This is a genomic window from Cognatilysobacter terrigena, assembly GCF_004361065.1.
GTDB classification, from domain to species: domain Bacteria; phylum Pseudomonadota; class Gammaproteobacteria; order Xanthomonadales; family Xanthomonadaceae; genus Cognatilysobacter; species Cognatilysobacter terrigena.
Genome location: NZ_SELT01000001.1, coordinates 237,113 through 263,011, shown reverse-complemented (window position 1 = coordinate 263,011; position 25,899 = coordinate 237,113). Strand labels below are relative to the sequence as shown.

Genomic DNA, 25,899 nt, shown 5'->3' with positions numbered 1-25,899 from the left:
CGACCAACACATCAACCGCGCGGACCGCCCATCACCGGCAGGATCGCGCCGTTGACGTAGGAGCCGGTCACCGGCGACGCGAGGAAGACGTACGCCGGCGACAGCTCCTCCGGCTGCGCGGGACGCTTCATGTCGCTGTCCTGGCCGAACGAGGCGACGGATTCGGCGTCCTTGTCGGCGGGATTCAGCGGCGTCCACACCGGCCCCGGCGCCACCGCGTTCACCCGGATGCCGCGCTCCAGCAGGTTGCTCGCGAGCGACATGGTAAATGCGCTGATCGCGCCCTTCGTCGCCGAGTAATCGAGCAGTTCCTTGCTGCCGAAGATCGCGGTCTCCGACGTCGTGTTGATGATGCACGCGCCCTGCTTCATGTGCGGCAGCGCGGCGCGCGCCATGTGGAAGTAGCCACCGACGTTCGTCTCCAGCGTCATCATCAGCTGCTCGTCGGTGATGTCCTCGAGCTTCTTCGCGTGCTGCTGAAATGCGGCGTTGTTGACGAGGATGTCGAGGCGGCCGAACTCGTCGACGACCTGCTGCACGGCGCGATCGCAGAAGCCCGCGTCGCGCACGTCACCGGCGATCGTGATGCAGCGACGGCCTTCAGCTTCGACGAACTCTTTGGTGGTCTCGGCGTCCTCGTGCTCGTCGAGATACATCACGGCGACGTCCGCGCCTTCGCGCGCGAACAGCACCGCGACGGCGCGACCGATGCCCGAATCGCCGCCGGTGACGATGGCGACCATGTCATCGAGCTTGCCGCTGCCGATGTATCCCGGCGCGAGGAAACGCGGCTCGAGCTCGAGGTCGTGCTCGTTGCCGGGCTTCTTCAGGTGCTGCTTGGGCAGCGGGTTCTCGGGCTTGTCGTCGAGGCCCGCCTGCACGGCCTTCTTGTCGTCGCCCGACGACGTGCCGCCCTTGGCGGCTTCTTTACCGTCGATCTTCGACTGGATGCGGCGCTGGGCGTCGGCGGTACGCGCGCCGTCGCCCTTGGGGTGCTGGCTGGCCATGCGGTCGTCCTGTGCGGGTTGTGCGGAAGACGCCACCCTGCCCGGCGCCGCGCAAAGCGCCGGTGAGCGGCGGCTCACGAAACCGTGAGGACGACCGTGTCATCAGGCCGGCGCGTTCGGACCGGCGATGAAGTCGGTCTTGCCCAGCGGCGCGCCTTCGCGACGCAGCAGCGCATACGTCGTCGTGACGTGGAAGTAGAGGTTCGGCAGCACGAACTGCAGCAGGTAGTCCTGCCCGTTGAAGCGCAGCTCGCCCGAACGCATCTTCAGCACGATCTCGCGGCCTTCACTGCCGTCGATCTTCGACGCATCCACGCCTTCGATCAGCTCGACCGTCTTCTCGATGCGCGCGTAGAGCTGCTCGAGCGTGGTCTCCTCGTCGGCGAGCGGCACCGGGTCCTGCCCGGCGAGACGCGCAGCGCCGTTCTTGGCCATGTCGCAGGCGATCTGGACCTGGCGCGACAGCGGAAGCATGTCGTCGACGATGCGCAGCTGCAGCAGCGAATCGGCATCGACGCCGCGCTCGCGCGCATGCGCTGCGCCCTTCTCGAGGATGTGCCGTAGATTGCGCAGCGCACGAACGAACACCGGGATGGACGCCTGGGACAGGGAGATCGTCATGACCGCCTCACGTGGGGAAGAACGCAAGCGTAATACGTCGGCGCGACGAGCGGCCAAGCCCGTCGGCGGAGTGACGCGTGACCCCTGAAACCCGCCACTACGCGCCCCTCGCGCGCCGGGTGCTGATCCTCGTTGCGGCGGGCTGCGTCGCGGCGCTCATCGGCGTCTGGGCCTGGCGCCAACCGTTCATGGCCGTGCCGCGTGCGATCGCGGCGCTGCAGCGCGAACCGGCGCCGATGCATGTGCCGGTGCCGGTCCTCGGCGTAGCGCCGCGTAGCATCGCGGATACGTGGAACGCGGCGCGTCCACCGAATCGCCACCATCAGGGCGTCGACATCTTCGCGCGCCGCGGCACGCCGGTGACGAGCGCGACGCGCGGTCTCGTCATCGCGATTCGTGACCAGGGGCTCGGCGGCCGGCAGGTGTGGGTGCTCGGCCCGGGCGGTGAGCGCCATTACTACGCGCACCTCGATGCGTGGGATCGCGACCTGCACGTGGGCGACCTGATCCGCGCAGGCACACAGCTCGGCATCGTCGGCGATACCGGCAACGCGCGCGGCACGCCGCCGCATCTGCATTACGGCATCTACACCGCGAACGGCGCGGTCAATCCCTGGCCACGGCTGCAACCAGTCGCATCAGCCCATCGCCCGTAGCACGACGATACCGACGAGCACGAGCGCGCCCAGCACGCGACGGAACGGACTGTCGCCGTCAGTGAGTTCCAGCCACGCCCAGGTGAATGCGAGGGCCGAGCCCACGAAGCCGACCACGTCGCGCGTATGCGACGGCGGCATCAGCCGGGCCGCAATGGCAAACGCCGCCCACAGCACAAGCGGCAGATTCGGCCGTTGCGCGATGACCAGGCGGCCGTTCGCGTCGGAGAAGAAGCGTCGGAGCGCGGAAGGCATGCCGCGATGGTCGATACGCGCGGTGAGCGCGCCGCGACGATGACCACGTTCACCCTTCGAAAACGACTGCGGCCGGCAATATCGGCCCATGCGGCCGTGGGCCGCGACGTCGCGAGGTGCTGGCCATGCAGGAACGGATCGAAGTCGGGCAGATGGTGTTCGTCGCGGATGGCGGCGTCGGAATCGGCGCGGTGCGCGAGACGCGACGCTCCGAGTTCGTCGTCAACATCCAGAACGCCGGTGACTTCGTGCTGCCCAACAGCGCGGTGCGCGACGTGCACTCCGGCAAGGTGGTGCTGGACGTCAGCCGTCTGGCGCCCGAGGTGGTCGAAGCGCTGCGCCATGTGCACGACGCCGAATCGCCCGAGTACGTCGTGGTCGATCCCAAGGACGGCACCCCGGACGACATCGGCCGCCTACACTGACGCTCGGTTCAGCCGGCTGCGCGCGGGCCGCACTATGCTCGGCATCCCTCGACCGGATGCCGACCGCATGACCACGACCCGCACCCTGCTCGCGACGGCGATCGCCCTCGCCCTCCCGCTGTCCGCCGCGGCCAGCAGCTTCGCCGGTTCGTCCGCGGGCTCGTCGGCCGGCGCGTCGTCCAACTCCAGCGGCAGCTCATCGGGCGACGACAAGGTGGTGATGCAGGCGCGCGACGATGCGGCGCTCTTCGTTGCCACGGACGGTCGCGTGCGCGGCGCGCAGCTCGAGGCGGCGCTGCGACTGATGCGCGAACACCGCGCGGACGCGCAGTCCGCGAGCGACTTGCAGCTCGCGATGGCGATCCTCGCCCGCTGATCGCTTCACCCTTCGCATGACCGCAGCGCGGACCCTCGCGCTCGTCGCGGCCTTCGCCGCGGCGCTGCTCGCGACACCGGCCTGCGCGGTCGAGCTCGCGAACGACACGCAGAACCTGACCGATGCGCAGCGCGCGGCGAGCGACGCGGTGCTCGCCCGCGCGACATCGCTCCTTCCGCCCGCATGGGCGGGCGCGCTCGATGCGCCGCTGCGCGTGCAGTGGCGCGACGACCTGCCCGCACACGTCGACGGCCATTACGTCGCAAACACGCTGCAGCTTCGGCGCGGGCTGCTCGATGCATCCACCGTCGACGCGCCATCGCGCAACGCGCTCGCCGCGGTGCTGCACGAACTAGCGCATGCATGGGATCGCTCGCCGCGCGGCGGGCTGTCGCGCGAAGCTCGATTGCTCGACCTCGCCGGCTGGTCCGTGGCGCCGCTGCACGCGCGCGTTCGGCGCAACGATTTCCACGACCGCAGCCCGGATGCGTACGAACTCACCGATCCGCGCGAGTTCGTCGCCGTCAACCTCGAACACTTCGTTCTCGACGCCGACTACGCCTGCCGCCGTCCCGCGCTCGCACGATGGTTCGCTGCGCGCACGGGCGCCACGGTCCACGCGAACGACTGCGCAACGCCGACCTTCGTGCAGGCCCGTAGCGACGGCGCAGCCGATCCCTCGTCGCTGCTCGCGCTCGATCCGTCGCGCGTCTACGCGATCGACTACCTGATCGCGGGCGCCGATCGACAGCCAATGAGCCGCTGGGGCCATTCGATGCTGCGGCTGGTCGTCTGCGCGCCGGGTCGCGCCGTCGGCCCCGATTGTCGCCTCGACATCGCGTGGCACGTCGTTCTGTCGTTCCGCGCGTTCGTCGACGACGTTCAGCTGTCGAGCTGGCGCGGGCTGGCCGGCGGCTATCCCTCGCGCCTGTTCGCGCTGCCGATGCCACAGGTCATCGACGAATACACGAAGGTCGAACTGCGCGACCTGACGTCGATCCCGTTGAAGCTGTCGCGCCAGGAGATCGCGTCGCTGATGGAACGCGCCGCGCAGGTGCACTGGTCGTACGACGGCCGCTATCGCTTCGTCACCCGCAACTGCGCGGTCGAAACGTGGACACTGCTGCACGACGGCGTACCGCGGCTGGCGTCGCTGGATCTCTCGAGCCTGACGCCGACCGGCCTGCAGTCGAGGCTCGTTCGCGCGGGTGTCGCGGACATGTCCGTGCTTGCGGACATCGACGAGGCACGTCGCCTCGGCTATCGCTTCGACTCGCAAGGCCAGCACTACGCCGAGCTGTTTGCCGTCGCCACGTCGACGCTCCCCTTGCCGGCGCGCGACGTGGTCTCGTGGCTCGACCTTCCCGCATCCCGTCGTACCGAATGGCTCGACCGGGGCGACCTCAAGCAGACCGCCGCCCTGCTCGTAATCGAGACGGCCGCACTTCGACGTGCCGAGCTGCGCGCCACCGATGCGCTTAAGCGTCGGCTCCTGGACGACAACGATCGCGATGCTTCCGCACTGCGGTCCGACACACGCGATGCAATCGCGATCGCCGCGCGCCTCGCACGCCCGGCGTCGTTCGCGCCGTCGGGTTATGGCATACCGACCGCCGACGAACGCCCGGCGATCGCATCGCGCATCGCTGTCGACGCGGCCTCCGCGGCCGAGCACGAGGCGGCACTGCGTGCGCTCGCGGAGTCCATGCTCGACCGCCCGCAGGCCGACGGACTCGCCCTCACCCGCGACAACGTCGACCGGCTCGGACGCCGCCTGCGCCGGCTCTCGGCCTCCGCTGGCGGGGCGCTGTAGCCGCGGCGTACCGCCGTTCCTACCGCGCCGCTAAAGGTCGGCGCGGCCGGGTCGTTCACGTACGGGACCACCCTGGAACGTTCGTCTCGATGATCCGCTCGACCGCCTGCCGCCTCCTGCTCGTCGCCGGCCTTGCTGCCGCACTGCCCGCCTTCGCGGAAGACCCGATCTCGACGGATCGTCCCGACTTCGTCGAATCCAGCGCCACCGTTGGCCGCCACGTGCAGCTGGAAACGAGCGTCGCCGCGAGTGCGGACGCCGGCTCGCCGCTGGAGCGTTCGACGCCCACGCTGCTTCGCGTCGGACTGGGCGATGCCTGGGAGCTGCGCTTCGAGACCGAAGGCCGCGTCACCGCCGTTGGTCAGTCCGACTGGAGCGATCTCGGCATCGGCGTGAAGCATCACCTGCAGGATCGCGACGGCATGCCGTCGATGGCGTGGATCGCTGGCGCGGAGCTGCCGACCGGCGTCGGCGCCGACCATCGCGGCGTGCGACCGTCGCTGGAGTTCGTCGCCGAATGGGAGTTCGCGCACGACATCGGCGTCGGTGTCATGCCGGGCATTGCGTACGAACGCGGGGATGGCGACGACGGTCTGGCCGGCCTGTTCGCCGTGGTCGTCGGCAAGTCGTTCGCCGACGGCCGTGCGCGCGTGTTCGGCGAAGTCGCGGCGCAGCGCATCCCGATGCACGGCAACGGCGGCCCGGAAACCACGTTTGACGCCGGCGCCAGCTGGCGTTTCGGCGACAGCACGCAGGTCGACATGGCCTTCAGCTACGGCCTGAGTGACGCCGCCGTCGACCGCGCCTGGACGGTTGGCCTGTCCCAGCGCTGGTGATCGACGGGCGGCGCGATGCCGCCGCGTCGTGCGGCTAGTCTGCGCGCATGCGCACCCATCGCTCGCTGCTCGTTATCGCCCTGCTCGCCTGCGTCGCCTGCACGCAGGTGCGCGTGCGCGAGGATGCGTTGATCGCCAAGGCGATCGATGCGGCGGGTGGGCAAGCCGCGCTGCAACGCGCGCAGTCCTTGCACTGGACGGGTGACGCGACGGCGTTCGCGGGCGATCGGCGCATCGAGTTGGGTGTCGACAGCACCGTCGTCCCGTTCGAACGCGCATCGTCGACGACGTGGCTGCGCGACAAGCGCGACACGACGCAGCGTCGCATGGTGATCGACGGTGACAGCGGCTGGATCGAACGCGACGGTCGCCGTGAGCCGATGGCGGCGGACATGCTCGCGAACGAACGCCCGCAGTACGCGACCTACGGCCTGATGCGACTCGTGACGCTGCGCGACCCCGGTACGCGCGTCGAGCGACGTCCTGATCGCAATGGCCTGCAGGTGCTGCACGTCGAACATCCGAAGGCAGCGCCCGCCGATCTGTTCTTCGACGCGACCGGTCGGCTGGTCGCCCTCGAAGACCGCGTGCCCGACGCGGAACCCGGCGTGGCTATCGCGCAACGCTTCACCTTCGATGGCGTCATCGAGGACGACGGCGTGCGCTGGCCGCGCGTGCTGCGCATCGACCAGAACGGCACGCCCTTCTTCGAACTGCGGCTCGCGACGCTCGACGTCGCGCCCGCGCACTGACTCAGTACGGCGTGCCGTCGCGGTGCAGGTAGCGGCCGGCATCGCCGGACCAGACCATGTCGATATCGGGGTAATGGCACATCCGCGTCGTGGCCTGGCCGATCGCGACGAACATGCAGTCGGCATCGCTGTCGTTGCGGATGCAGTGGCCGTTGCCGTCGTTCTTCGGGAACGCAGCGACGTCGCCGGGGCGCAGCGGCGTCTCGCCGCTGTCGTCGACGAGCACGGCTTCGCCGGAAATCATCACGACGAGTTCGTCCTCGTCCTCGTGCCAGTGGCGTTGCGCCGACCACGCGCCGGGCTTCAACACGACATGGCTGGCGCCGAAATCGGTGAGGCCGGCCGTCGGCGCGAGACGACGATACCAGCGGCCCGCGACGTCGGCGGCGAACGGCGCGGGATAGCCGGTGGTGTTCACGGCAGGAATGGCGTCGAGATCGATGCGGGGCACGGCGGGCTCCGAGGGTTTCCGACCGGCAACGATGCCGGTTCGGCAATGCTAGTGCCGATCGGGCGTCGATGCGTTTCGCCGGATTCGCTCGAGGTGGAACACACATTGCTGCCGGCTGGTCGACGTGGCAGCCGACCTGAGTGCACGTCGAGACGTGAGGTGCGCTGAAGCAGACTGCACCGCACCTCGCCGCCGGCGTCAGACTTTCGACCACACGAGACAGCGGTTATTCGCAGGCATTGGGATGTCGTCGATCGCACGCAGGCCCGCCTGCTCGGCGAGGGCGTGGATCACCTCGATATCGCGAATCCCCGAGCGCGGATCGCGCGCCTTCAGCCACGCATCGAAGGCCCGGTTGCTTGCACTGGTGTAATTGCCGCCTTCATTGAACGGGCCGTACACGACGAGCACGCCTTCGCGGCTCAGCACGCGTCCGACACCCGCAAAAAACGCCTCCACCGTGGGCATGTCGACGATGTGCAGGACGTTGGCGCTGAACACCGCGTCGTACGGCCCGGTCGGCCATTGCCCGGAAACGTCGAGCGGGAGCGGCGGCGGCGTGTTGGCGAGGCCCGCTTCGTCCAGCCACTGTCGAATACCGGACAACTGCTCAGGAAGATCGCTGCACTGCCACCACAGCCACGGAAGCGCGGCAGCGAAGTGCACGGCGTGCTGCCCGGTGCCGCTCCCGACTTCGAGCACGCTGCGACGGTCGGCGAACCGCGTGCGCAGAACCTCGAGGATGGGTTCGCGATTGCGCTCGCACGCAGGTGCGAAAGGCTTGGTGTCCATGTCGACAGCATGCCGCAGCGACGCTTGGAGGGCGATTGCGCCGGCCAGGGGATCGACCTTCCGCCGCCCGGATCGCCTTACGTCGGAGTGTCAGGACCACACCACCCGTAACGTCGCCACCGAAGCGCGCACCGCACGCAACGCACGGATGCGCTCGTCAGCGGCCAGACGACCGCGCGCGCCGTCCGTCCTTGCGCTGCGCACTGGTGCGACTCTGCGCGAAGTCCGGGAACGCCTCCGCTATCGGCATCACATCCGGCAGCACGTAGAACACCCCGCCCCGCTCGAACGTCGGACGGATGACCTGATCGTAGAACTCGGGCGAAACATTGATGCAGCCATGCGTGACGCGATTGTCGTCCGGCGACGGCGATGCGAGACGCTCGGGACGCTTTTCGGACGGCACGCCCGTCGCGGTCGGGTGGATCGAGACGGCGGAGTCGTAGTCCACCCACAGCACGCGTCCGGCGTCGATCGACGGGCCGAAACCGCCCACGAAGCGGCCGGCAGGCGTCGTGCGGTCGCGGCCCGGAATCTCGCGAAGGGCGAGGCCGGCGACGCCCGGCGCAATGTGATCGCCTTTCGCGGAACCGAGAAGCGCAGGTGCGGCGCCGCGAAGCCGGCCGTCGCCACCGAACACGAGGATCTGTGCAGCCGCCTTGTCGATGACCGCGAACGGATAGCCCTGGCTGTCTTTGCTGGCGACAACCCAACCCGCAAGCTCGACCACCGTGTCGGAGACCTCCTGGCCTTCCGGAAGCTGATCGACCGCGGAGGCGCTCTGCTCGTCCGCGTTCGCGGCGAACGCAACCGTTAAGCTCGCGAAGGCGAGCGACAACATGGCGGCCCGTAGGGCGGAGTGCGTGGACGTGCGGATGGGATAGGTCCTTGAAACGGAATACTGGATGGCATCAAAGACACCGATGACCAGCGATGGCCACCGGTGTCCCGGCTCACGCCGTGTGTCGCGAACAGCGCAAGCGATCAGCCGCGCGGCTTGCGACGAGGCGCCGTCTCGAGCTGCTGGACACGGCCTTCGATCTGATCGAGGCGCTGATTCGCCCGCTGTGCGGACTGGTTCGCCGCGTCGGCGCTCTGCGCCGCGCTCTGGACCCTCGTGTCGAGTTGATCGAGGCGTGAGTTGATCCGCGCGAAGTCGTCATCGTAGGTGGCGCAGGCGCCAAGGCTCAGCGTGGCGATTGCCAGAGCGAGCGTGCGGGCCATCGTTTGATGTTGCTTGGTCAGAATCATTTTCAAACCTCCTTCCTCTGGGGGGTCTTCGAAATATAGCGACCTTGCGGCCGCATTCATGATGCGCATACAGCTGGCGTTGGACTACGTCGATGAGCTGTGAAAATGCTGTTACCGATTCGGTAACAGCATCAATCGCAGTCCGTTCGGGGACTGGCATCGCCTATCGCGGCGCGGTTCGACGCCCTCCGTCGGAGTAGGCATCGTTGGAGCGAGTGCTGCTTGTGGTGACCTGCGAGGTCCATCGCTTTCGCGACTGCTCACCAACAAGTAATGAAAACTGTGGAGCGCCGCTACGCGACGACGTTCCTCCTCATCCTTGGCCCACGTCGGGCGCGACGGCTGTCGAGTGAAAGCAGCTACATTGGGTCTGCAGAGCCGACAGCGAATGAGGACCTTCGATGAACCCCCCCGAGAAGATCCGCGTCGCGCTCATCGGCTACGGTTTCGCCGGCCGCACGTTCCACGCGCCGCTGATCGCCGCCGTGCCGCAGCTGTCGCTCGTTCTCGTCGCGTCGCGGTCGCAGGAAAGCGTTCGACAGGCATTGCCCGATGTGGCGATCGAGCCCGACCCGATGCGCGCAGTCGCCTCGCCTGAGGTGGACCTCGTGGTCATCGCGGCACCCAACGAGGCGCATTACCCGTTGGCACGCGCGGCGTTGCAGGCAGGCAAGCATGTCGTGGTCGACAAGCCGATGACGCCTCGGCTCGAAGAAGCGATCGAGCTGGCGCGCTTGGCGGAAGCCAACGAGCGCGTGCTCGCGGTTTTTCATAACCGTCGGTGGGACAGCGACTTCCTGTCCGTACGGGACGCGATACGCGAGGGCGCCGTCGGCGACGTGTGGCATCTTGAGTCGCGCATCGAACGGTTCCGCCCGGAGGTGCGCGACCGTTGGCGCGAGCGTCCGGGCCCCGCAGGTGGCCTCTGGTGGGACTTGGGACCGCATCTCGTGGACCAAGCGCTGCTGCTTCTCGGATGGCCCGATACCGTGCAAGCGAGTCTTGCGATGCAGCGCGCCGGTGCGTCGACGGACGATTGGGCGCACGTGGTTCTCGGTTTCGGCGAGCGCCGCGCGGTGCTGCACACCAGCATGACGGCTGCTGCACCGGGCGCGCGATTCGTCATGCACGGAAGCGCCGGTACTTTGATCAAGCAACATCCCGACCGTCAGGAAATGCAGCTGATCGCGGGGCGACGTCCAGGCGACAGCGACTGGGGCATGGATCCCGACCCGTTGCTCTGGCACAACGCGGACGGGTCGACAGAGACCGTGCCCGCGACGCGCGGCGACCAGACGCAGTTCTATGTCGAACTCTGCGATGCAATCGCGGGAAAAGCGGCGAATCCGGTGCCGCCGGATCAAGCGATTCGTGTCATGCGCGTGCTCGAAGCGGCCATCGATTCGGCGACGCTGGGTCGAACGATAAGGCTCGCTGAACCCGACTGATGGGTCCTAAATGCAGTCGACCGGCAACTGCGGTCGTGTCATCGAGTGCATCCAGAGCGACCTTGCGCGCCAGCTACTCCTTCAACTTTTCGTCCTCGTTCGGCTCCTCGCCGGGCTTGTAGCGTGGCCTGGGCTGTGGGAGCAGGAAGAACGCGATGCACAGCAGTGTGACGGCGACTCCAACACGTGGCGCGACGATCGCGACCGGTACCGCGGCGATCTGGATGAGGGTCGCAATGCCGTAGCGTCGCGTCATCTGCCGGAGAAAATCGGGCGCGAGCCGCTTGTCCATCACCCGGCGGCCGGGCATTCCGTAGAACCACTTCGCCATCCACGCGCACGCCGTCACGGCAAGAGCGGCAACGAGAGTCACCGACGCCACCTCTTCGAAGCGCGTGCCAAGGTGAAAGCACCAGACACGAACGGGATACGGAATGACGACGATCGCGAGCAGGAAGACGAGGTTGATCACACCGAACCAATGATCACTCTTCGCGTAGATCCGGCCGGAATAATGGTGTTGCACCCAGTACGCGCCGATCACGACATAGCACAGGCCCAGTGCAAGAAATTCGCGCCATTGCTCGGCCATGGCGCGCAGCAGGTCACTGTAGCCATGCGCGCCCTCGGGAGATCCCGGCACCTTGATCTCGACGATCAGCAAGGTGAGCGCGATGGCGAACACCGCGTCGCTGAAGCCTTCGAAGCGGCCGAGGCCACGCTCCGCACCGTGCGTTTGCGTGTCTGCAGGCTGACGACCTTGCGTGCGCACCATCATTGGAATCGCATCTCCGATACACACGCGATGTGTCGCGGCGCAGCGATCGCGAAAGTGCCGACGTCGATCGATCGTGTCGGACGCGTGCAGTCGTGAGACGAGAACGACAGACGCGCACGCGTCGTCGCCACCGACGCCGCATCCGCGCGATTCAAAGCCGACTCAGTCGCACCTGCATTGGCGAAGCGGACCCACCACGTCCGCTTCGCATGCACGGTCAGCTTCACGAGCCCGGCAGTTTCGCGGCGAGCACGTCGACCTTCTCGATCGCCGGCGGCGAGGAAAATAGATCGCTCGCCTGGGCCATGAGCGCTGCGGCGACCTTGCCCGTCAGATGAGCCTGGCGGCCCGCCTCATCGGGAAACGCGTCGAAGATGCCGAATGTCGATGGCCCGAGACGAATACCGAACCATGCGGTCGTCGCGGGTTCCTCTTGCACCAATGGAAGCCCGCCAAGAAGGAACTGCTCGACGTCCTTCTCTTTTCCGGGCTTCGCTTCCAAGCGGACGAACAGGGCGACTTTGACCATGGTGCGTCTCCTCGGGTTACGAGCGACTCACCATACGCCCTTCGTCTGTGAAGTTGACGGACGCTTATGCGCTTGAGCTGGCGCTCGCTACGCACGGTCGCTCTTGCAATGTCGTGACCCGCAGCCCGCCAGCTGCCGCTGCAGTCACGCACTTCGGCCGGTGGCCACATTGACTGTGCTGATCGAGTCGGCGTCTTGATCGAAAGCTCGCGTCGCTCTCGCTCAGTGCCGGACCGTGTCCACGACTTCGCCAATGAACTGGTTGACCGCGGTCGCAGTGGGCAGCTCATCGTAGGCACCCGCCGTCGTTGCAACAGCGAGATCAAGCTCCGGTACGACGAAGAGTCGTTGCCCGCCATTTCCGAACGCGGCGTGCCACGTGATCGGATGCCCGTGTCGATGCACGGTCCCGGACCACCACTGCGCGTGATAGCCGAAGTCGGCAACGCCGGTCGGCAGTCCCGGTGCCCATGAATCGCGAATCCACTCGGCCGGCACCAGTTGGCGACCATTCCAGCGACCGTCCGCGAGCGTCAGTCGCCCGAACTTCAGCAGGTCGCGTGGGCGCAGACGCAATCCGTTGAAGGCCATCGGACGCCCGTGCACGTCCTGCACCCAGCTCCACTGCGTAATTCCGATCGGTGCGAACAGGCGGTCGTTGGCGAACCGGTCGAGAGATTGACCGGTTCCATCCGTAATGAGCTGCGCGAGCAGCGCCGTGCCGCCGCCGTTGTAGTTGAACGTCGTGCCGGGCGCCGCGCTCATGCGGCGGTCAAGAACGTAGGCAGGGACGTCCCGTCGCCAGAACAGGCGCAACTCGTCGTTGAGGCCGGGCTCGCCTTCCGTCCATTCCAGTCCGCTGCTCATGTCCAGAAGATCGCGGACGCGGATGCGGCGTGCATTCTCGGACGCAACGCCACCTAGGTGCGGAAGGCTTCGGTCAAGGGTCGCATCCGGGGCCGGCACCCTGCCCTGCGCCAACGCAACGCCATACAGGAGCGACGTGACCGTCTTTCCGACGGACCGGACATCGTGCAACGTCGTCGGGCCGAACGACCGACGCGTTGAAAGTAGCGAATAGACCGAACGATCGCGACCGCCCTGGTACATCTCGAGTACGAGTCGGCCGTGACGTTCGATCACGACCGAATGCACGTTCAACGGCCTGTCCATCAGGCGCCTGGTCGCCGCGACGAGCGCCTGCCGGTCGAATCCTTCGGCATCGGGCGTCGAAAGCGGCCAGCCGTCGCCCAGCGCAGTCGGTATCGGGCCAATTCGATCGTCGACGGGCCGGAGTCTGGTGATCCACGTCAGCCACGTCGACGCCGGCAGTAACAGGACGGCGAGCACGACGACTCGGCGGTTGCGAAGCTTCACGATGACCCGGCGAATGGAGAGCGATGCCGAGCAGTCTAAGCGGGCGGAATGGACGCCACGGGGCGACACCAACGCGGCGTCTGCGGCCGGCCATAAGGGGCGTGCGTCGACGCGCTACGCCGTCGTTGACTCCGTGTCGTCAGCTCTCCACGGAAGATCCGCCGATCGCCCGTTGGCGCCCGAGTCACCAATCCCGCATGCGCGCCATCCTCGAATTCCTTGCCGGACTGGTGATCGTCGCGATCACCTTTCGTGACCTGGTGCAGACCGTCGTGGTGCCCGGTGGTGCGCGCAACTCGCTGCATGTCTCGAAACATCTGGTCGACCTGGCATTGCCGCTGTGGACGCGCGGGCAGCGTCGGGAGATCGCGGTTAGTTTCGCGCCCACGATCCTGATCACGTCGTTCGCCATCTGGGTGCTGCTATTGATCCTTGGATTGGCGCTCATGGCGCACGCGCTGGCGGGCCAGTTCGATCCGGCTCTCACCGGTTTCGGGGAGGCCCTCTTCGCGGCGGGTGGCGCGTTCACCACGATCGGCACGGGCCGCGCGCAGCCCACGGCGTTGGCGGCCTTCGTCGTCGTCGGCGGCGGTCTGACCGGGTTGGCCAGCATGACGATGGCCGTGACGTACGTGCTTGAAGTGCAGTCGTCGATCCACGAGCGCGATCGGGGCGTCCTCAAGATTTCCACGTCGGCGGGCCGTCCGCCGTCCGCGCTGGTGCTGCTCGAGCACTACGCGTCGCTCGGCTGCCGCGGCGAGCTGGACAACGTGCTTCGCAACGGTCGCGACTGGTGCGCTGCCGTGCTGCAGACGCATTCCTCGCATCCCTGGCTGATCTACTTCCGCACGCCGTCGGTGGGCACGGCGTGGCCGACATCGCTCGGCGTCGTGATGGACGTGGCGCTCATCTACGAGCTGCTGATCGACGATGACGCGCTGAGCGGCCTCGGGTCGCTGACGCGTCGACAGGCGTCATCGCTCGCGACGGAACTCAGCAAACTGCTGAAGCTCGATACGACCGACATCGATGCCAGCGACCAGGAGATCGCCGACCTGCTGGAACGCCTTCGCGGCGCGGGCTATCGGCTGCGCGCGGATGCGAACGGCGACGATTTCCGTCGGGCCCGCGCGCGGTGCGCGGGCCCCATCGAGTCCCTGTGCCGCCATCTCGGCGCCGATGGCGCACCCCTGACGATGCCGGTGACGCCACTCGACCCGCCGTGATCGACCTGCCTTAGCTTCAGTGCGGCCGCGCTGCCGAGGCGTCGTCCGGCGTGAAGCGGAACAGCGTGGTCGACAGGCGCGGCGGTGCGTCGGGGTCGTGCCAGATACTGTCCATGATGCGCGACGCGGTGACGTACATCGTGCCGTCCGGACCCTGCGAGAACGTGTCCGGCCACCGCAGGCGCTCGTCCTGAAGGAACATCTCGACGCGTTCACCGTCGCGCACCCTGATCGCATCGTCCTCCAGAGCCGAGATGTACATGCGGCCCTGCGGATCGATCCACAGGCCGTCGGCGACGCCGTTCTCGCCGACTCGCTGCACCGCGTCGGCCACCTCATCCTCCGACAATGACTCATCCTGCAGCACGCGCGTCGCGATGCGATACAGCGTGCGACCGGTGACCGCCTGCCAGTAGAGCGTTTCGCCATCGGGCGACAGCGCGATGCCGTCGGAACTGAACTCCACGCCGCGGCCATCCGTTCGCCTTATCTCCCGACCGTGGTGCTTGACCACCACATCCTTCTCGAGTTGCGTGCTCGGATGCCCGTCGAGCACGCGACGCGCGCGGCCGGACTCGATGTCGACGACGACCAGCGCGCCGCGCGTTCCCGAATCGGTGATGTACGCGTAGCGCCCGTCGGAGCCCAAGCGCACATCGTTGAGGTACGAACCCTCGCGCGCCACCTGCTCGTCGAACGCGATCGTCTGTGCGATCGAGTCGTTCGCGAGATCGATGCGCACGAGCTTCGGGCCGCCCTGCACGAGAAATGCGGCGGCCGGTGCCGCCGGGTCGATCACCCACAGCGAGCCGCGGCCGTCGGCCACGACACTCTGCACGCAGACCCAGCGGTCGTCCGGCGACAACGCGTTCTTCTTCGCGTTGCGCCATGAGTTCCAGTGCGCATCCGGGTACGGACGCAGGCTGCCATCGGGCAGAAGCTCGGCGACGGAGACCTCGGTGTCCTCCGTCCATCGTGGGAAGTTGACGAAGATGCGCCCGTCCTCGGTGACGCTGACGCCCGTCACCTGATGGTCGAAGTGCGCGACCTCGACGAGGCGGACATCGATGTCGGCCGATTGCATCGCGCCGTGCGCGGTGGACGCGGCGGGCTCGGATCGTGGTGTGGTCATGTCGATGGCACTCCCGTCACGTGCCCGGCTTCAGAACGACCTTCGTCCAGCCATCATTGCGCTCGTCGAAGTTCTTGTAGCCTTCCGGCGCCTGCTCCAGCGGCAGCTCGTGCGAGATGATGAACGACGGTGTCGCCTTGCCGCTGTGGATGAGGTGCATCAGGTAGCGGTTGTAGCGCTTGACGTGGCACTGCCCACTCGCGAACTGCTGACCCTTGTAGAAGAACATGCCGATGTCGAACGGGATCTTGCCCTCCTTCGCGAGGTCGGTCGCACCGCCCGGATCTTCCGGCATGAACACGCCGACGGCGCCGATACCACCAGTCGGCTTCACCGCCTGGATGAGGTTGTTCATCGTTAGGCCGGGCGTTTCGCGACGCGCGCAGTTGAAGCACTGATAGCCGACGCATTCGCAACCACGGTCCGCGCCCTTGCCGTTGGTGAGCTCGAGCACCTGATCGACGCCGTCCTGTTCGGTGTCGTCGATCGGGATGGCGCCGATCTGTTCGGCGAGCGCGAGGCGATCCTTCTGGGTGTCCACCACCATCACCTGGTAGGCGCCACGGAGGACGGCCGAGTACGCCGCCATCAGGCCGACAGGGCCGGCGCCGTAAATCACCACGCTTTCGCCGGGCTGCAGGCCTGCGAGTTCGGTCGCGTGATAGCCAGTGGGAAAAATGTCGGCGAGCATCACGTAGTCGTTTTCCCGCTCCGCCGCGTCGGCGGGCAGGATCAGGCAATTGAAGTCCGCATACGGCACGCGCAGGTACTCGGCCTGGCCACCGGCGTACGGGCCCATTTCGGCGAACCCGTAAGCAGCGCCCACGCCGTCGGGGTTCGCGCGCAGGCAGGCGCCGGTGAAGCCGCGCTCGCAGTTCTCGCAGCAGCCACAGGCGACGTTGAACGGCACGGCGACGCGATCGCCCTTGCGGACGCGTTCGACCGCATTGCCGACTTCGATCACTTCGCCGAGGTTCTCGTGGCCGAGGATGCTGCCGCCCGGCATTGACGTGCGGCCCTCGTACATGTGCAGGTCCGAGCCGCAGATGTTCGTGGTGGTGATGCGGACGATCGCATCGGTCGGTTTTTCGATTTTCGGATCGGGTCGGTCAACGACGCTGACGTCGCGGGGCCCGTTGTAGACGAGTGCGCGCATGAAGCCTCCAAGGTAAGTTGACGTGCTACGGACGGGCAGTGGGTGCGACGCGGGAGGTGCACGCTACGCTCCCAAAAGTTCGCTTCATGCATAAGCGACTACGCATCGACGCGAGGAATTTCGCGTGTTTGCTGGAGCTCGTTCGCTTGACGGTTGGACTGCACATCAGCGGATTCTTGTCGTGGTTGTCTGGTGCGTTGCGCGATGCTCTACAGCACGCCTGCTCGACTTCCGACGCCGCTTGCCGTCGATGTGGCAACAGCACTGGTGTAGCGACGTGCGACGCGGGTTGTGCACCGCGTAAGCAGACGCGTTAGCGAATGGATGAGTCGCATTAGCGTGCGAGCTCTGCCCTTGCCTCGCGCGACCGCACCAGCGGCAAATGGTGGAGGCGCGTAAGCGCCCGGAGATCGCCCAACCGATCAGCCAGCCAGCGCTCCGTCGACCAACACGACGACCACGCCGGCGCACTTCGATCGAACCGTGCCGCGCACTCAGTCGATATCGTCTTCGTCGTCGAGCCACGACTCGTCGTCGGGCGCTTGCGGTATACCGTCGTCGCTCGCTGATGCGGGCTCGAGCAGCGTGTAGTCATCGACGTCGCGATCGCGGATCGCGCGGGATACCGCGTACGCCTCCAACGCAGGCTGCTTCATGCCCGACAGGAAGCGCTGCGGGAACCACGGCCCGGCGATCCAGTCCTCCACCTTCGACGCGGGAATGAACACCGGGCCGTCGGGCACGAGCGGCGGCGGGATCGCACTGTTAGGCATGGTGAGCACGGTGAACGTCAGCATCTCGGGTGCATCCGCCGGCCAGCGGTCCCACAGGCCGGCCGCGAACAGCACCTCACCCGCTTTCGACTGGATGAAGTACGGGCGTGCCGGCTTCACGGTGCGATCCCACTTGTAATAGCCCGTCATCGGCACCACGCAGCGCCGCTTCTCCCATGCGCTGCGATAGATGCGGCTCGACGGTGCGCGGTCGAGGCGCGCGGTCACCGTGGTGTATTTCGTCTCGGGCGTTTTCGACCAGCTCGGCACCAGGCCCCAGAGCGCATCGCCGACATCCGGGCCGTCGCCGATGTCGAGGATGATCGCTGCCGGCTTGCGCACCGCAATGTTGTAGCGCTCGGGCGACTGCGGCAGCGCGGCCGCCACGCGTGGCGGCAGGCCGGCGGGTAGCGCTTCGGGCAGCAGGGCCTGGGCGAATCGGCGCATGGCGTGTCCGCGACGGAAAGCACGCTGATGCCACGACCCGCGTCGCGACCACGTGCGCGTGTGAAGGATCGCCCTTCAGATTCGCGACGACCGGCCGATAGCCGCTTCGAGCCCGGGTCGCCGCCGGGAGGAAAGCCGCCTGCGTGGAACCGTTACGACGCTTCGTCCTCACGCTCCTGCTCGCGATGCTTCCGGCGCTGGCCGTCGCCGCGCCGCACGCGCCGCGACCGCGCGTGGTCGACCTTGATCCGGCCACGCTGCCGCTCGAGCCGATCGCAAGTGTCGTCATCGACAGCGACCACGACACGGTCCCCGACCGCAAAGGCGAGCGTGTGCGCGTGCGCGGCACCGTCCTGATTCCGACCGGTGTATCGCGACGCGTCGGCCTGCAGGTCTTCGTGCAGGACGCCACCGGCGGCCTCGGCCTCTTCAACCCACGCGACGTGCGCGTGCAGCTCGCGGCCGGCGACGTCGTCGAGGCCTGGGGCGAGGTCAACCAGTTCAAGGGCTCGATCCAGCTGCAGGACGCGCAGGTCCGCCGCGTCGGTCACGCAGCGCTGCCCAAGCCGCTGCCGCTCACCGTGGAAGAAGCGGACGACTGGACGCACGTCGGCAAGCGCGTGCGCGTCGAAGGCGTCGCCGGCGCGGTGAGCCTCGACAGCTTCGCGATGCTGCGCATCACCGGCGACGACGGCGTGCCGATGCAGCTCTTCATTCCCGCGCCGGTCGTCGATCGCTTCGACTGGAAGCGCTATCCGCGCGGCACGCGCATCGCCGCGACCGGCGTGCTGTCGATCTACAAGCCGACGTGGCCGTTCGATGGCGGCTTCCAAGTCGTGCTCGCAGACCCGGGCGACATCCAGCTGCTGCAGCCCCCGCCGCCGGAATGGCACCGCTGGATCGCCTGGGCGCTCGCCGCGGCGCTCGGCGTGATCGCCGTTGCCGGCCTGATGCTGCACGTCATGCATCGCCGCCAGCGCGCCCGTGATCGCGAGCTGTCGACATTGTCCGCATTGTCCGCCGCGCTGGCCGATACCGACGTCGGCGAGGCGCAACTCGCGCGCAACGCCTGCGAAATCCTCACGGCTTACGACATCGTCGAGGCCGCAAGCGTGCATATGGTCAGCGATGGCCAGCGCCTGCATCGCATCGCCGATGCCGCGACCGACGCGCGACTGCGCGACGCCTCGGCGTCGCCCGAAGACGGCGACGACGGCCCCGATGCGCTGCGCGCGCGGCTGGCCGCCAAGGGCGTGCACGTGCTGGCGCTGTCCCCGCTGCCCGGTGCGACTGCGCCGCTCGGCGTGCTCGCCGCACTGTCGCCGCGCACGCGCCGGCCGTCGCAGCGTCAGGAACGCACGCTGCTGTCGGCGGCCAAGCTGCTGGCGATGGCGGTCGAGAACCATCGCATCCGCGAACGCGCCAAGCAGGAAGCGCAGGAGCTGCAGAAGCTCGTCATCACCGACGAACTCACGCGCCTGTACAACCGTCGCTTCCTCGACGAATACCTGCGCGTGCAGATGCCGCTGGCGGAGCGGCGTGGCGGCGGGCTCGCGTTCGTCGCGCTCGACATCGACCACTTCAAGCGCATCAACGACACCTACGGCCACGAGGCCGGCGACCGGGTGCTCGCAGGCATCGCAGCGCAACTGCGGCAGGCGAGCCGCAGTTCCGACCTGCCGGTGCGGCTGGGCGGCGAGGAATTCCTCGTCGTCATCGCCGAGCACGACATCGACAGCGCGATGACGTTCGCCGACCGCCTGCGCGTCGCGATCGCGGAGCAGGCGTTCGACGGCATCGTGCCGGGCGAATCGCTGCGCGTCACCGTGTCGATCGGCGTCGCGCTCTACGGCCTGCACGGCTGCGACGCCGCCACGCTGATGCGCGCGAGCGACGAAGCCATGTACGCATCCAAGCGTGCGGGGCGCGACCGCGTCAGCCTGTCGACCGCGCTGGCCGCGATCGCGCCCTGATCGTCACTTTGCGAGCTGGTACAGGTAGTCGACGAACGACATCACCGCGCCGTCGTAGCCCTGCACTTTCGGGTTGCTCGATTCGATGACGTAGAACTCGTCCGGCGCGTGCGCACCGCCGCCCGTGCCAAGGCCGAAGTGGCCCGACGCCAGACTCAGCGGCGGGTCGGTGAACACGAAGCCCGGATACGAGCCGGCGCCGCGCGGCCACAACAGCGGCTCGATGCCGAGCGATCGCAGCGTCGCCACCTGCGCCTGGATCAGCGGCGCCTTCGAATCCGTGCTCGTCGGGTTGTAGCCGCCGCTGACGTTGACCTCGATGTCGCCGAAGCCGTGCTTCGCGAGATGCGACTTCAGCGCCGCGACCGCTGCATCCTTCGTCATGCCCGGCACGAGGCGCATGTCGATCTTCGCGACGGCGCGATGCGGCAGCACCGTCTTGCCGCCCGGCCCGGTGTAGCCAGCGACGAGCCCTTCGATGTTGATCGTCGGCTGCGAAACCAGGCGTTCCTGCGCCGCCTGCCACGGCAGATCGCCGATCCAGTGCTGCACGCCCAGCTGCTTCTTCGACATGGCCTCGCCGTCGGGCGACGCCTTCACCGCCGCCGCGATCATCGCGCGGTGTTCGGCGCTGATCGGCGGCGCCTTCGGATAACCCTCGACCGTGATCGTGTTGCCGTCGGCCGACACCAGCGTGTCGAGCGCCTTGATCAGGTGCCAGCTCGGGCTGTCGACCATCGCCTTGAGCGACGAATGCACGTCCTTCGACGGTCCGCGGCCCCACTTCTCGCCGCTGCTGACGAGTTCGAGTTCGACGACGCCCTTCGCGCCGAGCGTGACCGTGACCGTGCCATCGGACTCCTGCTCGGCCGACGGCATGAACACGCCGACGGTGTTCTTCATCGCCGCGGCGACGTCCGGGCGACGCACGATCTGCGCGATGTGCGGCGAGCCGATTTCTTCCTCGCCTTCCGCCACCAGCACGAGGTTCACCGGCATCGTCTTGTTCGCACCGCGGATGGCGTGCAATGCGGCGAGGAACGCCGACTCCGGCCCTTTCTGGTTCACCGCGCCGCGGCCGACGATCGCCTTGCCGTAGTCGGGCTTGTCGACGATGCGCGCTTCCAGCGGCGGCGACGACCACTCCGACGGATCGAACTGCTTCACGTCGTACATGAAGTACAGGCCGACGGTCTTCTTCGCGCCGGCGTCGAGCGTCGCGAACACGCCGGGCTTGCCGTCGGTCTTCACGATCTCCACCTTCTGAAAGCCCGCATCGCGCGCGAGCTTCGCCATGTACTCGGCACCTTCCTGCGAATTGCGGTTCTCGGCCGCGATCGAAGGCAGCGCGATCCAGTCCTGCAGGCGCTTCACTGCCTCGTCGTGGCGTCGCGTGACTTCCGAGCGGATGTCGCTGCGATCGTCGGCGGACGCCGTACCGGTGATGGCGCCGAGCGCGAGTCCGAGGGAAAGCGCGAGGATGCGCGGCGTGCAACGGTGGGGCATGGCGGGCTCCATGGGTCAGTGGCTGCCCGATCCTACGACGCGCCATCGCGCGCCTTGCGACCCGCCCGATGTGCGGTTGTGGACGACCCGTTTTCCTTGGATGCAGACGCGCGCACGAGCCGATCGATGCGGCGGTGCGTCATCGAGATGCGAGTCGGCCCCCGGTACGTTGTGGTTCGCGACCACCCGTCATCGGTGTTGCTGCGCGACTCTGGAGGGCCGCGCCCGCGGTACACCATTCCGCAGCACGAACCTCAGTCGAGCTTCAAGCGCACGAAGCCCATGACGGCGGTCGGATGCCGACCGCCGTAGACGTCCCGCAATTCCTCGGGCACGAAGTTGACAGACACCAGTCCACCCACGCCGAACACGAGATGCGGACTGATGGCGACGTCACGCAGCGCGCCGAGCGACATCTTGCTCACCGAATACGCCGGGCCGTGTCCGTCGTCCGCCTCCACCAGCTCGCGGTTTTCCGTGTTCTCCCCTCGCGCGAACACGGTCCAGCCGTTGTGCTTGACCGAGCCTTCGAGCGCGAAGGCGTCGTCGTCGAGTCGTTCGCCGTGGTGCTTGATCGACTTGCGGCCCCAGGCGAACGTGCCGGCGAGACGCCATCCCGGCGCGACATCGCGCGCATAAAGCGCACTCGCGGACCAGCGATCCTGGTCGACACCCGGCTCCAGCTGTTCGGGATCCTTGAAGCGACCCCAGCTGGCCTGCAGCGCGAGCGTCGGCACCGGATTCCACGATGCGCGCACGGCGGTCGAATCCAGTGCGCCGGTTTCGATGTTCCAGCGGCGCTCGTCCGGCTCGCGCGCATTGAAGCGGCTCACTTCGAGCTTCGCGTTATCGACGACGACGCCGGCGGTCAGCACGCCCATGCTGATGTGCGTGGAATCGAGCCAGTGATGCGTAATCGGCGCTTCGGGTGAATCGAGGATCGCTTCGCGGTGCATGAAGGCCGGCGGCCCGAATGCCGGCTCGCCCGGAAGGCCGCCATAGAGAAACACGCTGCTGCGCTCGCCGATGTCGTGCGACGCGGACGCGGCGAGTTCCATGAAGAAGTCGTGCGGATGCTGGCGGTCGACGAGCCGGTCGACGCCGTTCGCCGTCTCGCCGCTCGCGAGCAGCAGCGGATAGCCGCGCGCGCCCATCAACGGATCCGGACTCAGCATCGCGCGCAGCTGCAGCGTGCCGCTGCCCAAGGGCCGTTGCGCCATGCCCATCAACCTGCCGGAGGCGAACGAGCCACTGTCGCCGCGCGGGCCCGACTGGTCGTCGTACACGGCGTTGAGCACGCCGTGCGCCATCAGCATCCAGTCGCCCTGCATGGCATGAAGGCCGCCGTGCGTCGATGTGTCCGGCTGCCACGACGTGCCCGATGCTTCGCGCGCCGACACATACGGCCCGAGCGCGCCCTGCATCGCATGCTCCGGCATGTCCATGCCGCCCATGTCGTGCATGCCGCTCATGCCGGTGTGGTCCATGCCCTCGTGGTCCATCGCGCCGTGATCCATCGGCGGTGCGGTGGTGTTCGGGGTCGTGGGCGGCTCGGTCGAGGTTGGGGTCGATGCCGCCGGCGGTGGCGACGCCGCCGTCATTGCATGGTGGTCGTGTTGCGCGGATGCGGAAAAGCTGGCGACCGCGACGATCGTCGCGAGGAAGGGAGCGAATTTCATACGGCAAGTTTCGCCTGATCCCGCGACCGACGCTATCCGAACGCAGTCGCCGAGTTGGATCGGTTCACGCTGGGCGTGCGACGCGGCGACGTCTGCGCGGCGGTCGTCCGCTCACCCGCAACGACATCGGCCCGCCGCGGCCGAAACCGCTCCGCAAACATCGCGACCAATTCTCAGGGCGGACATCACGACACGGGCGACGCAGACAACCATCGAAACCGCACGGCCCTACAAGGCCTGCCCGGTTTCCCGATCGATATCCCCGGCGGTCCACTTCGTCTTTTCCATGACGCCCCACATCAGGCCGGCAAATGCGATCAATCCGCCGATCGCGACCGTCCACCAGATCCAGGTGCCGCGGCCGCGCTTCGTCGAATAGCGGCGACGCTCGCGTTCGCGCAGGCGTGCAGGATCGGTGCGGACCGCCTCGCCATAGCGAGCGGCGGGATCGTCGTCGCGGGGCTGCGTCACGCGATCAGGACGCCATCGGCACCGGCGGATGGCCCAGCAGCGCACCGAGGCGCTTGCCGAGATCTTCCACGCGATAGGGCTTCGGGATGAAGTCGCAACCCTCGGGAATCGTCGGCAGCTGCCCGCGCGCGTAACCGGATGCGAGCAGCACGCGCAGCTCCGGTCGGATACGCCGCGCTTCGCGGAACAGGTCGACGCCGCTCATGCCCTTGGGCATCACCACGTCGGTGAACAGCACTTCGATCTCTGGATCGCGCGTCAGGATCTCGAGCGCGGCGGTGCCTTCGTCGGCCGTGAGCACCGCATAGCCGAGGAACCGCAATGATTCGATCGCCATCGCCTGCACGTCCGGATCGTCCTCGACGAGGAGGATCTTGATCGGCGCACCGCTGTCGCCCTCGCCCAGGCGCGTGTCGCCATCGCGCACGGGCAGGTAGAAGCTGATCGTGGTGCCTCCGCCCTGCGTGCTGTCGATGGTGACGTCGCCGCCGGACTGCACGGCAAAGCCGTACACCTGACTCAGGCCGAGGCCACTGCCCTTGCCCACTTCCTTCGTGGTGAAGAAGGGCTCCATCGCGTGTTCGATGACCTCGGGCGACATGCCGGTGCCCGTGTCTTCCACGGTCACCACCACGTAGCGGCCCGCGGTGCGTCGGCCTTCGCGCTCGCGCTGTGTGTGTTCGCGCGAGCGAATGGTGATGCGCCCGCCGTCGGGCATCGCGTCGCGCGCATTGACGACGAGGTTGAGCAACGCGGCTTCGAACTCCGGTGCATCGATGTGCACTTCGCCGAGGTCCCGGCCCAGCGAGAGTTCGATCTCGACGTTCTCGCCGACGCCGCGTCGCAGCACCGACTCCGCGCCGTAGATCAACGCGTTGAGGTCGTGCGTTTCCGGTCGCAGCGTCTGCCGACGCGAATACGCGAGCAGCTGGCGCGTCAGCAGCGAGCCACGCTCCGCCGCGCGCTGCGCGCCGGCGATCAGGCGACGCACGCGCTGCGGATCGCTGCTGTCGACGGCAATCAGGTCGAGGCTGTTGGTGATGACCGTCAGCAGGTTGTTGAAGTCGTGGGCGACGCCGTAGGTCAGCTGGCCGATCGCTTCCATCCGATGCGCCTGCAGCATCGCCTGCTGCGCCACTTCCAGCGCGCGCTGCTGTTCGCGGCGCTCGGTGATGTCGCGGGTGATCTTGGCGAAGCCGATGTGGCGGCCGTCCTCGTCGTACACCGGATCGATGATGACGTTCGCCCAGAAGCGCGTGCCATCTTTCCGCAGCCGCCAGCCTTCCTTCTCGTAGCGGCCCTGAGTGCGCGCGGTTTCGAGCGCGCGGGCAGGCTCGCCCGTCGAACGGTCTTCGTCGGTATAGAACCGCGAGAAGTGCTGGCCGATGATCTCGTCGGCCTTGTAGCCCTTGATCCGCTGTCCGCCGGCATTCCAGCTCGCGATCTGCCCGTTGGTGTCGAGCATGTAGATCGCGTAGTCGGTCACCCCCTGCACCAGCAGGCGAAATTGCCGTTCGCTTTCGCCGAGCCCGATCTGCTCGTGCCGCGGCGGGAAGGGATGCACGTTCGCGTCGACCGTGCTTTCGGACATCGTTTCGCCCCTGGATATCGGTTCCTGCATGTGCCGCGGATTCTGGTGACGAATCCGTGAAAGCCCCGCGACGATGCGCAGTATTACCGAATGCGCGGCACGGGCGCTCAGGCCGCGTTGCCGCCCGGCCGAAACGCGCCGTGGATCAGTGCGGACGTTCGATCTTCGCGCGCGCCGCGCCCACCACTTCGCGCAACTGCTCGGGCTTCTTCAGCACGGTGCAACCGTAGCGCTCGGTCAGGCGTTCGACCGAGGTCAGGTCACCGAGGGAGCTGAAGATGATGACGTCCGGGCGATCGGGCATCTGCTCGACGGCCGCCAGCACCTGCCAGCCGTCGACGTCCGGCATCATCAGGTCGCACACGATCAGGCGCGGCTGCAGGCCGCCCTGCAGGAGTTGAAGGGCCACCTGGCCCGTTTCCGCCTGGTAGACGACATGGCCGTCGAGCTCCAGCAGGTCGGCCAGCATTTCGCGCACGCGCGCGTTGTCGTCGACGACGAGGATCCGCGTTTCCATCGGGGTCCGGGGTGGTGGAGACGCGCCCTGTCTAACCGGCCGGACATTCAACCGGCGTGAG

General features: G+C 67.5%; 26 protein-coding genes and 2 pseudogenes. 9 read left to right on the top strand and 19 right to left on the bottom strand.

The genetic code is table 11. The features are described from left to right. Positions 1–11: 11 nt before the first annotated feature. Both EVS83_RS01330 and EVS83_RS01325 read right to left on the bottom strand, forming a co-directional pair. The gene (locus EVS83_RS01330; RefSeq protein WP_133498763.1) at positions 12–1,007 is read right to left on the bottom strand and encodes an SDR family oxidoreductase; all 996 of its coding nucleotides are present in this window, start codon (positions 1,005–1,007) and stop codon (positions 12–14) included. A 102-nt stretch (positions 1,008–1,109) separates the two neighbouring features. After that, positions 1,110–1,628: a DUF1993 domain-containing protein gene (locus EVS83_RS01325; RefSeq protein ID WP_133498761.1), complete on the bottom strand. Its 519-nt coding sequence runs from the start codon at positions 1,626–1,628 to the stop codon at positions 1,110–1,112. A gap of 77 nt (positions 1,629–1,705) precedes the next feature. On the opposite strand from EVS83_RS01325, the gene EVS83_RS01320 reads away from it, so the two are divergent. Next, on the top strand, positions 1,706–2,284 hold the full coding sequence (locus tag EVS83_RS01320) for a M23 family metallopeptidase (protein ID WP_425456043.1): 579 nt from the start codon (positions 1,706–1,708) through the stop codon (positions 2,282–2,284). Here EVS83_RS01320 and EVS83_RS01315 read toward each other — a convergent pair. Further along, positions 2,267–2,539, bottom strand: coding sequence for a hypothetical protein (locus tag EVS83_RS01315; RefSeq protein ID WP_133498759.1), 273 nt, complete (start codon positions 2,537–2,539; stop codon positions 2,267–2,269). The two genes, EVS83_RS01320 and EVS83_RS01315, sit on opposite strands and share 18 nt — an antisense overlap. Before the next feature lie 125 nt (positions 2,540–2,664). Between EVS83_RS01315 and EVS83_RS01310 the strand changes: the two genes are divergently transcribed. The 5 genes from EVS83_RS01310 (at position 2,665) to EVS83_RS01290 (ending at position 6,741) form a co-directional block, all read left to right on the top strand. After that, a complete protein-coding gene (locus EVS83_RS01310) occupies positions 2,665–2,964 on the top strand; it encodes a hypothetical protein (protein WP_208108654.1) in 300 nt (99 codons plus the stop codon). 67 nt (positions 2,965–3,031) lie between these two features. Further along, the gene (locus EVS83_RS01305) at positions 3,032–3,340 is read left to right on the top strand and encodes a DUF2388 domain-containing protein (protein WP_133498757.1); all 309 of its coding nucleotides are present in this window, start codon (positions 3,032–3,034) and stop codon (positions 3,338–3,340) included. Positions 3,341–3,356: 16 nt separating this feature from the next. After that, a complete protein-coding gene (locus EVS83_RS01300; RefSeq protein ID WP_133498755.1) occupies positions 3,357–5,153 on the top strand; it encodes a DUF7844 domain-containing protein in 1,797 nt (598 codons plus the stop codon). An 89-nt stretch (positions 5,154–5,242) separates the two neighbouring features. Then, positions 5,243–5,989, top strand: a complete 747-nt coding sequence (locus EVS83_RS01295) for a transporter (protein WP_133498753.1) — start codon at positions 5,243–5,245, stop codon at positions 5,987–5,989. 47 nt (positions 5,990–6,036) lie between these two features. Beyond that, complete coding sequence (locus EVS83_RS01290; RefSeq protein WP_133498751.1) at positions 6,037–6,741, top strand: hypothetical protein; 705 nt, start codon at positions 6,037–6,039, stop codon at positions 6,739–6,741. 1 nt (position 6,742) lies between these two features. Here the strand turns inward: EVS83_RS01290 and EVS83_RS01285 are convergent, their stop codons facing one another. The 4 genes from EVS83_RS01285 to EVS83_RS01270 all read right to left on the bottom strand — a co-directional run bounded on the left by EVS83_RS01285 (position 6,743) and on the right by EVS83_RS01270 (position 9,235). Continuing rightward, positions 6,743–7,192: a cupin domain-containing protein gene (locus EVS83_RS01285; RefSeq protein ID WP_133498749.1), complete on the bottom strand. Its 450-nt coding sequence runs from the start codon at positions 7,190–7,192 to the stop codon at positions 6,743–6,745. A gap of 198 nt (positions 7,193–7,390) precedes the next feature. Next, positions 7,391–7,984, bottom strand: a complete 594-nt coding sequence (locus EVS83_RS01280) for a DUF938 domain-containing protein (protein WP_133498747.1) — start codon at positions 7,982–7,984, stop codon at positions 7,391–7,393. 157 nt (positions 7,985–8,141) lie between these two features. Beyond that, positions 8,142–8,822: a L,D-transpeptidase family protein gene (locus EVS83_RS01275; protein WP_133498966.1), complete on the bottom strand. Its 681-nt coding sequence runs from the start codon at positions 8,820–8,822 to the stop codon at positions 8,142–8,144. Between the two features lie 146 nt (positions 8,823–8,968). After that, a complete protein-coding gene (locus EVS83_RS01270) occupies positions 8,969–9,235 on the bottom strand; it encodes a hypothetical protein (RefSeq protein ID WP_133498745.1) in 267 nt (88 codons plus the stop codon). A 401-nt stretch (positions 9,236–9,636) separates the two neighbouring features. On the opposite strand from EVS83_RS01270, the gene EVS83_RS01265 reads away from it, so the two are divergent. Next, entirely contained in the window at positions 9,637–10,683 is a 1,047-nt protein-coding gene (locus tag EVS83_RS01265; RefSeq protein ID WP_133498743.1) for an oxidoreductase, read from the top strand. A gap of 73 nt (positions 10,684–10,756) precedes the next feature. On the opposite strand, the gene EVS83_RS01260 is transcribed toward EVS83_RS01265, so the two are convergent. From EVS83_RS01260 to EVS83_RS01250, 3 genes are all read right to left on the bottom strand, one after another. Beyond that, the gene (locus EVS83_RS01260) at positions 10,757–11,461 is read right to left on the bottom strand and encodes a TMEM175 family protein (protein WP_133498741.1); all 705 of its coding nucleotides are present in this window, start codon (positions 11,459–11,461) and stop codon (positions 10,757–10,759) included. A 223-nt stretch (positions 11,462–11,684) separates the two neighbouring features. Further along, entirely contained in the window at positions 11,685–11,990 is a 306-nt protein-coding gene (locus tag EVS83_RS01255) for a putative quinol monooxygenase (protein ID WP_133498739.1), read from the bottom strand. A 222-nt stretch (positions 11,991–12,212) separates the two neighbouring features. Next, positions 12,213–13,163 carry a serine hydrolase gene (locus EVS83_RS01250; RefSeq protein WP_133498737.1) on the bottom strand — a complete coding sequence of 317 codons (951 nt, stop codon included), beginning with the start codon at positions 13,161–13,163 and terminating at the stop codon, positions 12,213–12,215. A 401-nt stretch (positions 13,164–13,564) separates the two neighbouring features. Between EVS83_RS01250 and EVS83_RS01245 the strand changes: the two genes are divergently transcribed. Beyond that, complete coding sequence (locus EVS83_RS01245) at positions 13,565–14,593, top strand: hypothetical protein (protein ID WP_133498735.1); 1,029 nt, start codon at positions 13,565–13,567, stop codon at positions 14,591–14,593. Between the two features lie 16 nt (positions 14,594–14,609). Here EVS83_RS01245 and EVS83_RS01240 read toward each other — a convergent pair whose 3' ends face one another. From EVS83_RS01240 to EVS83_RS01230, 3 genes are all read right to left on the bottom strand, one after another. Then, positions 14,610–15,725 carry an L-dopachrome tautomerase-related protein gene (locus EVS83_RS01240; protein WP_208108653.1) on the bottom strand — a complete coding sequence of 372 codons (1,116 nt, stop codon included), beginning with the start codon at positions 15,723–15,725 and terminating at the stop codon, positions 14,610–14,612. A 16-nt stretch (positions 15,726–15,741) separates the two neighbouring features. Then, positions 15,742–16,881: a glutathione-independent formaldehyde dehydrogenase gene (locus tag EVS83_RS01235; RefSeq protein WP_133498733.1), complete on the bottom strand. Its 1,140-nt coding sequence runs from the start codon at positions 16,879–16,881 to the stop codon at positions 15,742–15,744. A 494-nt stretch (positions 16,882–17,375) separates the two neighbouring features. Then, positions 17,376–18,101, bottom strand: a complete 726-nt coding sequence (locus EVS83_RS01230; protein WP_133498731.1) for an SOS response-associated peptidase — start codon at positions 18,099–18,101, stop codon at positions 17,376–17,378. A gap of 143 nt (positions 18,102–18,244) precedes the next feature. On the opposite strand from EVS83_RS01230, the gene EVS83_RS01225 reads away from it, so the two are divergent. Next, positions 18,245–20,074 carry a GGDEF domain-containing protein gene (locus EVS83_RS01225; protein ID WP_133498729.1) on the top strand — a complete coding sequence of 610 codons (1,830 nt, stop codon included), beginning with the start codon at positions 18,245–18,247 and terminating at the stop codon, positions 20,072–20,074. A 3-nt stretch (positions 20,075–20,077) separates the two neighbouring features. Here EVS83_RS01225 and EVS83_RS01220 read toward each other — a convergent pair whose 3' ends face one another. The 6 genes and pseudogenes from EVS83_RS01220 to EVS83_RS01200 form a co-directional block, all read right to left on the bottom strand. Continuing rightward, positions 20,078–21,580 carry a M20/M25/M40 family metallo-hydrolase gene (locus tag EVS83_RS01220; RefSeq protein WP_133498727.1) on the bottom strand — a complete coding sequence of 501 codons (1,503 nt, stop codon included), beginning with the start codon at positions 21,578–21,580 and terminating at the stop codon, positions 20,078–20,080. 254 nt (positions 21,581–21,834) lie between these two features. Beyond that, positions 21,835–23,259, bottom strand: a complete 1,425-nt coding sequence (locus EVS83_RS01215; protein ID WP_133498725.1) for a hypothetical protein — start codon at positions 23,257–23,259, stop codon at positions 21,835–21,837. A gap of 228 nt (positions 23,260–23,487) precedes the next feature. After that, positions 23,488–23,730: a hypothetical protein gene (locus EVS83_RS01210; RefSeq protein WP_133498723.1), complete on the bottom strand. Its 243-nt coding sequence runs from the start codon at positions 23,728–23,730 to the stop codon at positions 23,488–23,490. Between the two features lie 4 nt (positions 23,731–23,734). Then, positions 23,735–24,091 (bottom strand): annotated as a pseudogene (locus tag EVS83_RS16185) (response regulator); the annotation flags it as partial. Positions 24,092–24,157: 66 nt separating this feature from the next. Continuing rightward, positions 24,158–25,321, bottom strand: a pseudogene (locus tag EVS83_RS01205) (PAS domain S-box protein); the annotation flags it as partial. 145 nt (positions 25,322–25,466) lie between these two features. Beyond that, a complete protein-coding gene (locus EVS83_RS01200) occupies positions 25,467–25,838 on the bottom strand; it encodes a response regulator (protein WP_166636744.1) in 372 nt (123 codons plus the stop codon). Between the last annotated feature and the right edge of the window lie 61 nt (positions 25,839–25,899).